This is a genomic window from Bradyrhizobium sp., from assembly GCF_004799445.1.
Taxonomy (GTDB): Bacteria; Pseudomonadota; Alphaproteobacteria; order Rhizobiales; family Xanthobacteraceae; genus Bradyrhizobium.
The window spans coordinates 1-6,748 of the sequence record NZ_SSNA01000157.1; the positions used below are offsets into that span (position 1 = coordinate 1).

Annotated in this window: 5 protein-coding genes and 2 pseudogenes; 2 read left to right on the forward strand and 5 right to left on the reverse strand. The window is 63.2% G+C overall.

The genetic code is table 11. The features are described from left to right. Positions 1-673 (forward strand): annotated as a pseudogene (locus E8A46_RS20780) (saccharopine dehydrogenase); the annotation flags it as partial. Positions 674-714: 41 nt separating this feature from the next. Here E8A46_RS20780 and E8A46_RS20785 read toward each other — a convergent pair. Further along, positions 715-1,911 carry an FAD-dependent monooxygenase gene (locus E8A46_RS20785; RefSeq protein ID WP_291565277.1) on the reverse strand — a complete coding sequence of 399 codons (1,197 nt, stop codon included), beginning with the start codon at positions 1,909-1,911 and terminating at the stop codon, positions 715-717. Between the two features lie 95 nt (positions 1,912-2,006). Here E8A46_RS20785 and E8A46_RS20790 point away from each other — a divergent pair, with 95 nt between their 5' ends. Then, positions 2,007-2,528 carry a MarR family transcriptional regulator gene (locus E8A46_RS20790; protein WP_291565280.1) on the forward strand — a complete coding sequence of 174 codons (522 nt, stop codon included), beginning with the start codon at positions 2,007-2,009 and terminating at the stop codon, positions 2,526-2,528. Here the strand turns inward: E8A46_RS20790 and E8A46_RS20795 are convergent. The 4 genes and pseudogenes from E8A46_RS20795 to E8A46_RS20810 all read right to left on the reverse strand — a co-directional run. Then, positions 2,503-3,771: an O-antigen ligase family protein gene (locus E8A46_RS20795; RefSeq protein ID WP_291565283.1), complete on the reverse strand. Its 1,269-nt coding sequence runs from the start codon at positions 3,769-3,771 to the stop codon at positions 2,503-2,505. The two genes, E8A46_RS20790 and E8A46_RS20795, sit on opposite strands and share 26 nt — an antisense overlap. A 50-nt stretch (positions 3,772-3,821) precedes the next feature. Further along, positions 3,822-5,372: an undecaprenyl-phosphate glucose phosphotransferase gene (locus E8A46_RS20800; RefSeq protein WP_291565286.1), complete on the reverse strand. Its 1,551-nt coding sequence runs from the start codon at positions 5,370-5,372 to the stop codon at positions 3,822-3,824. A 116-nt stretch (positions 5,373-5,488) separates the two neighbouring features. Further along, positions 5,489-6,625 carry a glycosyltransferase family 4 protein gene (locus E8A46_RS20805; protein WP_291565288.1) on the reverse strand — a complete coding sequence of 379 codons (1,137 nt, stop codon included), beginning with the start codon at positions 6,623-6,625 and terminating at the stop codon, positions 5,489-5,491. A 4-nt stretch (positions 6,626-6,629) separates the two neighbouring features. After that, positions 6,630-6,748 (reverse strand): annotated as a pseudogene (locus E8A46_RS20810) (polysaccharide export protein); the annotation flags it as partial.

The window sequence follows — 6,748 nt, forward strand, 5'->3', positions numbered from 1 at the left end:
CAAGGGACGGGTCCGCGTCATGAAGGGCACGCTGTCGGGCGGCACCGCGGCAAGCATGAAAGCCATGTTCTCTGCCGCGGCCAACGATCACAGCCTCGTGGCGCTGTTGCGAAGTCCGTTCGCATTGACGCCGGGCTTTGAGGGCCCGAGGCAGCCGCCGGGCAACAAGCCGCTCTACGACGAGGATCTGGCATCGTGGACGACGCCCTTCGTGATGGCGAACATCAACACCCGAAACGTGCACCGCTCCAACATGCTGCTGGGTTTTTCCTATGGCCGGGATTTTGTCTATGACGAGATGATGCTGACCGGCCCGGGCGAGAAGGGCGAAGAGAAGGCCAGACGCATCCTTGCGGCCAACACGTCGGAGAAGATGGGCAGCGGCGGGCCGAAGCCCGGCGAGGGCCCGTCGAAGGAAGAACGCGAGTCGGGCCACTACGATCTGCTGTTTGTCGGCCTCGCGCCCGATGGACGTCAGGTGCGCGTCGCGGTGCGCGGCGACCGCGATCCCGGTTATGGCTCGACCTCGAAGATGATTGCGGAATGCGCGATTGGCCTGCGCGAGGCGCCCGACGTCAAAGGCGGCATCTGGACGCCAGGCGCCGCGCTGGGCCAGCGCCTGATCAAACGGCTGGTCGATCACGCCGGCCTCACCTTCGACGTCGAAAACTAGATACGTCACGACCTGGCCGCGTCGGCGCTCCGGATCATGCCTTACACCGCACGGGGATCGTATTCATACATCCAGTCCATCCCCCTGGACGTGAACGGAAGCAGCCATTTCAGCATGTGGTCGCGGAGCCAGGCGCCGGTGGCGCTGAATTCACGCTTGCTGTTGCCGTTGCGGCGGGCAAGCGCGACGACGCGTTCGGCGCGCGGACGGCGCTCTTTTTCGAACGCCTCAAACGTCGCGCTGAGTTCCTGCTCGTTCTGCATCAGCCGGGCGAGCCGAAGGGCGTCTTCCAGTGCGATCGAGGCGCCCTGGCCCGCATGCGGACTTGTGGCGTGCGCGGCATCGCCGATCAGCAGGGCGCGCTTGCGCCACCATGTCGGCAAGGTCGCGACGTCGAGCGTTGCGGTGACCGTGATGTTATCGGCGGCTTCCAGCAGTTGCGGGATCGGGGCGTGCCAGCCGGCGTGGAAGTTGAGCAGATGCCGCTTCAGCTCACCCTGGCTCATGGCGCGGAACGTCGCGGCGGCGGTGCCGTGCGCGGGCTGGGTGCTCCACCACATCACGCCGTCGTTTCGATCCGGACTGCAGAATCCGTAGCCGAAAAATCCGCTCTGCCCGAAGGTCGTCTCCACGCGCTGTCCGATCGGGGTGTTCTCGATCACTGACCGCGGCACAAAACCGCCGAAGCCGATCAGGCCGGTATCGAACGGCTTGGGGTCGTCAGCAATAACGTGGGCGCGCACCGCCGAATGAACACCATCGGCGCCGATCAGAAAGTCGCCTTCGGCGCTGGTGCCGTCGGCGAAATGCGCCACGATTGGTTGATCGGCGCGATCCTCGATCCGCACCAGCCGTTTCTCGAAAGCAAGCTCGACGTCCTCGCACCAGGCCTTGTTCAGGATCGCGTCATTGAGCGTGGCGCGGCGCATGTTGACCGCCGGCTGACCGAAGCGCTGTTTCATGTTCTGGTTGACCGAACCGAGGCGGACGCCCGACTGCGAGTAGAAATCGAAGGATTCGGCGACGGATCCGCGATGGATCATCTCATCGGCGAGTCCAAGCTCGGCCAGCACATGCATGCCGTTCGGGGCGATCTGGAGGCCGCCGCCGATGCCGGCGGAATGGGGCCATGCCTCGAACAATTGCGCGTCGATGCCGGCCTTCTTGAGGAGGATGGCGGTCACCGGGCCGGCAATGCCGGCGCCGATGATGATGGCTTTGCGAGGTCGCTTCGTCACGGCTTGCTCCCGATGTCGCAGGGGTGGTAAGAAAGTACGGCTGCTAATTATCTTAGTAGCTAAGATATTATCTAACTAAGATATGAGGCGGGGCTTTGTCAAGGGCGAAAGCGCGGGCTGCGCTGCTGCAGGAACTGGAACACGCGGTGCGGCGGTCGTCCGGGCAAGGGGCGATCTTCTCGCAGGCCGTTGCCGGCCGCGCAGGCATTTCGAGTTCCGACATGGAATGTCTGGATTTTCTCAATCTGGAAGGTCGTGTGACGGCCGGAAGGCTCGCCGAGGTCACCGGTTTGACCACGGGTGCCATCACCGGCGTGGTCGACCGGCTGGAGAAGGCCGGATTCGTGCGGCGTGAGCGCGATGCGAATGACCGCCGCAAAGTCTTCATCGCGATCATTCCGGAGAACATCGCCAAGGTCGGAAGGTTTTACGAGCCCATGCAGCGCGCGGTCCTGCAAGACTGGGAAACCTATACGGACGCTGAACTGCGGCTGCTGCTTAGATTTATGACGCAGGGCTACAAGACCATGCTGGCGGCAACGGAGGAGCTGAAAGCGATGCTGCAGGCGCCGAAGGCAAAGCGCGCGGCCGCTAGGAAGCCGGCGCGGACGCGGTAATCGCCGGCTCTGGATCCGCCTGGTAGCGTTGCGCAGCGGCGAACATGCCCCACATCGCGCCCAGCATCATCCAGAAGTGGCGCCAGTGATCGGTGTCGATGATGAAGCTTTCGCCGACCGTGCCGAGAAACGCCGCAAAGATCGCAAGATAGGCGCGTTGCCAGGGCACGGTTACGAAGACGTGGCGAAATCCCAGAATGACCGTGACAAACACCAGCGCCGGATAGCAGACGCCGGCGATCCAGCCGCCGGACATGAAGGCGTTGAGGTAGGAGTTGTGGGTATCCTCGGGAAAGTAATTGTGGAACTGCAGCGGTCCAATGCCGAACGGCAGGTCCAGCGCCATGTCGGCGCCGAGAACATGCCGCCCGAACCGGCCAAAACGGCCCTCGTCATAGCTTTGGTCGAAGCTCGCGCGCTGCCTGAACATTTCGCCGATCTGGTCGAACGACAACAGCACGGCGATCAGCATGACCGCGACGATGACGGCGACAATCGAGATCACCACGATGCGCGAACGCTGCGTGCGCGACCGGCTGGTCAGGACCATCAGCGCCAGCATGAAGGCCGAGGTGACGGCAAGTCCGCCCCAGGCCGCCCGCGAAAACGCGAGCAGGATGGCGAGCGCCATGATGCCCAGCGCGATCGTGCTGCGGAATGATTTTCGGAAATCGTCGGAGACGACGCTCTGCAGAGCGAACAGGGCGGGAAGGATCAGGAACGCGCCGAGCACGTTCGGATCCTTGAAGGTGCCGCGGGCGCGCTCATACAGGGTGAGCAGGTCATGCCCGCCGGGGACGAGGTTGAAGTAGCCGGCAAGCGCCGAGGTCGCCGCGATCAATCCGCCCACGATCAGGCCGCGGCGAAGCATGTCCAGCCGTGCGGCGGTGTCTTCGGAGATGACCATGGCGAAGAACATGACCGTGACCGCCATATACCATGACGTCGCGATCCAGTTGGCGACCTCGGGCTTGTCCATGAAGGGAATGGCGCCGATGGAATAGCCGATATTGATCAGGAACAGCAGCAGCAGCAGCGGCATGAAGGCGAGCCGCAGCCGAAGACCGGTGGCGAAGAAGATGACGGCGGCAGTGAGCGTCATCAGCTCGTAAGGGCTGGGCTCGACGAAAACGATCGCGCCGCTGGCTCCCACCAGCCACACCAGCACGCGCTGCAGCGCCAGCACGCGCGGCGCGGATGTCACCGATGAAGGAAAGCCCCCGGCTGTCGCCGCATACGCCATTACACACCCGCAAACCTACGCAACCCGTACCAACGCCTGACCGAACCATTCTAATAGGCGTTCTCGTTCTTCGTCAGCAGCGCCAAAGGCGTCTTGAGCAGAATGTAGAGATCAAACAGTACCGACCAGTTCTCGATGTAATAGAGGTCGAACTCGACGCGCTTCTGGATCTTCTCCTCGCTGTCGACTTCGCCGCGCCAGCCGTTGATCTGGGCCCAGCCGGTGATGCCGGGCTTGACGCGGTGACGCGCGAAATATCCGTCCACCGCTTCGTCGAACAGCCGGCTCTGCAGCTTACCCTGCACCGCATGCGGCCGAGGACCGACCAGCGAGAGATTGCTCTTGAACACGACGTTGAAGAGCTGCGGCAGTTCGTCAAGGCTGGTCTTGCGGATGAAGCGCCCGACGCGGGTGACGCGGCTGTCGTTCTTGGTCACGACCTTCGCCGCCAGCGGATCGGCCTGATCGTGGTACAGCGAGCGAAACTTGTAGACGTCGATGCGTTCGTTGTTGAACCCGAAGCGCTTCTGGCGGAACAGCACCGGGCCCGGACTGTCGAGCCTGACCGCGAGCGCGATCAGCGCCATCAGCGGCGCGGCCAGCAGCAGGATAATGCCGCCGACAATGTGGTCGAACATCCACTTCATCACCAGATCCCAGTCGGTGATCGGGGCCTCGAACACGTCGAGGGTGGGAACCTTGCCGATATAGGAATAGGAGCGCGGACGGAAACGTAACTTGTTGGTGTGGGCGGAAAGCCTGATGTCCACCGGCAGCACCCACAACTTCTTCAGCATTTCGAGGATGCGCGTTTCCGCCGAGATCGGAAGCGCGAACAGCACGAGGTCGACGCGGGTGCGCCGGGCGAACTCGACGATATCGTCGACCTTGCCGAGTTTTGGGCTGCCCGCGCAGGTATCGAGCGCGCGATCGTCGTTGCGGTCGTCGAATACGCCGAGAACATCGATGTCGGAATCGTCCTGGATCTTGAGCGCTTCGATCAGCTTTTCACCGTTTTGGTCCGCGCCGACCACGATGGTGCGGCGGTCAAGCCGGCCCTGGCGCGCCCAGCCGCGCACCATCGCGCGAAGGAACAGACGCTCGCCAACAAGTGCAGCGAGGCCGAAAATGAAAAACGCCGAAAGCCAGAGCCGCGATATCTCGCCGCCGAGTTTTGCGAAGAAGGATGCGCCGATGAACAGCAGGAACACGAACGCCCAGGATGAGATCATCCGCGTCATCTGCCGGAGCTGGCCGCGAAATATCTGCACGTCGTAGATGTCGGAGGCCTGAAAGCAGATCACTGCGGTCGCGGTCATCCCGAGAATGGCCGCGATATATTCCCAGTGAAAGCCGTTGAGCGGCACCATGTATGCGAGGTAGAACGCTACACCGATCAGGCTCAGCAGCACGAAATCGACGACGCGAACCGCCCCCGCGATCACGACCGGCGAATAGGCGCGACCCACCTTCTGGCTGGTGACGGCAAGGGCCGCCTGCGACAGCCGGCGCCGCCGTTCGATCGGAGGGCGATCCGCCGAGGCGGCAACGGAGGCCGCAGCAGCGGCATCTACCATGGAGCGTGCGTTGATCGGTTCCACTGTTTCCAAGTCCGTTCTTGCACTGGCATTTAGGCATGCGCGCGCCGAGGCGGAATTCCTCGCCTCCCGGCTTAGAGGACAAATCGGAACAAACAGTTATCGTTGGTAAAGAACGGTTAACGGTCTGCAAACGCGTCGCGGTAGCCGGCCAGGACGCCTTCGACCATGGCGTTCTGCGAGAAGTGCATGAAGATTCTTTCGCGCAGGGATTTGGCGCGCGCCAGCGCGGCGGCGGGATCGTCAAGCGCGGTCTCGATCGCGTCCGCCATCGCGCCGACGGTGTTGGCAGCAAATAACGCGTCGGCATGGGTTCCAAATATCTCGGGAATGCCGCCGACGTTTGCCGCGATCATCGGAATTCCCGCCGCGGCCGCTTCGATCACGACGTAGGGCATCGAATCCCCGCGCGACGGAACCACCAGCAGTCTACCCTTTGAAAAGCCGTAACGCGCCTTGACGTGGCCGATGAAGCGCACCGCTTCCGCGAGGCTGTGTTTCTGGACCTGCGCATCGAGAGATCTGATCTCCTCGCCGTCCCCGGCAAGCGTCAGCGTTACCGGCTTGCCGTCGGCACGCAGCCGCGCCACCGCGTCGATCAGGAGGTCTGCACCCTTGATGTGCCTGAACTCCCCGACATAGACGAGATCGGTGGCATCAGAGGCCAAAACCACGGGATCGAACTCGTCCGCGGTCACCCCGTTGAACACGCAACGCACCAGCCCTCGGGCCGGCGTGCCGATGGTGCGCTGATAGGTATTCCGCGCGAAGGCGCTTTCAAACAGGAACAGATCGGTGCTGTTCATCAGGATCCGTTCGAGGCGGCTGTAGACGGCGCCCTTCCATGTGTTCAACGGGTAATGCAGCGAGCCGCCGTGGGGCGTGTAGACGCGAATGGAGCGCTTTGAGCGGGCTTTCATGCGGATGAAGGCGCCGGCTTTTGCGCCATGGCCGTGCACGACGTCCGGCTTCAGCCGCCAGATCAGGTACATGATACGCGCCCATATCAGAATATCGCCGGGATGGGGTTCGCGGTGAATGGCGACACGTCGAACGCCGAGCTTGAGGCGCGGTGCAATCTCCGCCAGCGCCGCCTCGGCGCGTGCGCCGCCGGTCAGGCTGTCGGCGACGATGCCGACATGATGGCCGCGATCGGCCTGTCCATTGGCCAGGTCCAGGATGTGACGAAAGATTCCGCCAACCGGCGCGCGCACCACGTGCAGAATACGAAGTGGCTGCTCTGATGTCTCGGGCATCTCTCTAGAACCAGCGCTCGCCGACCAGCACCGTGTCGCCGGGGCTGAGCGGGGTGCCGAGCGGCACCACGGCGCGGCTTGGTCCGGCATTGTCGGTGTGGGTCAGCGTCACGCTGTCGCGCC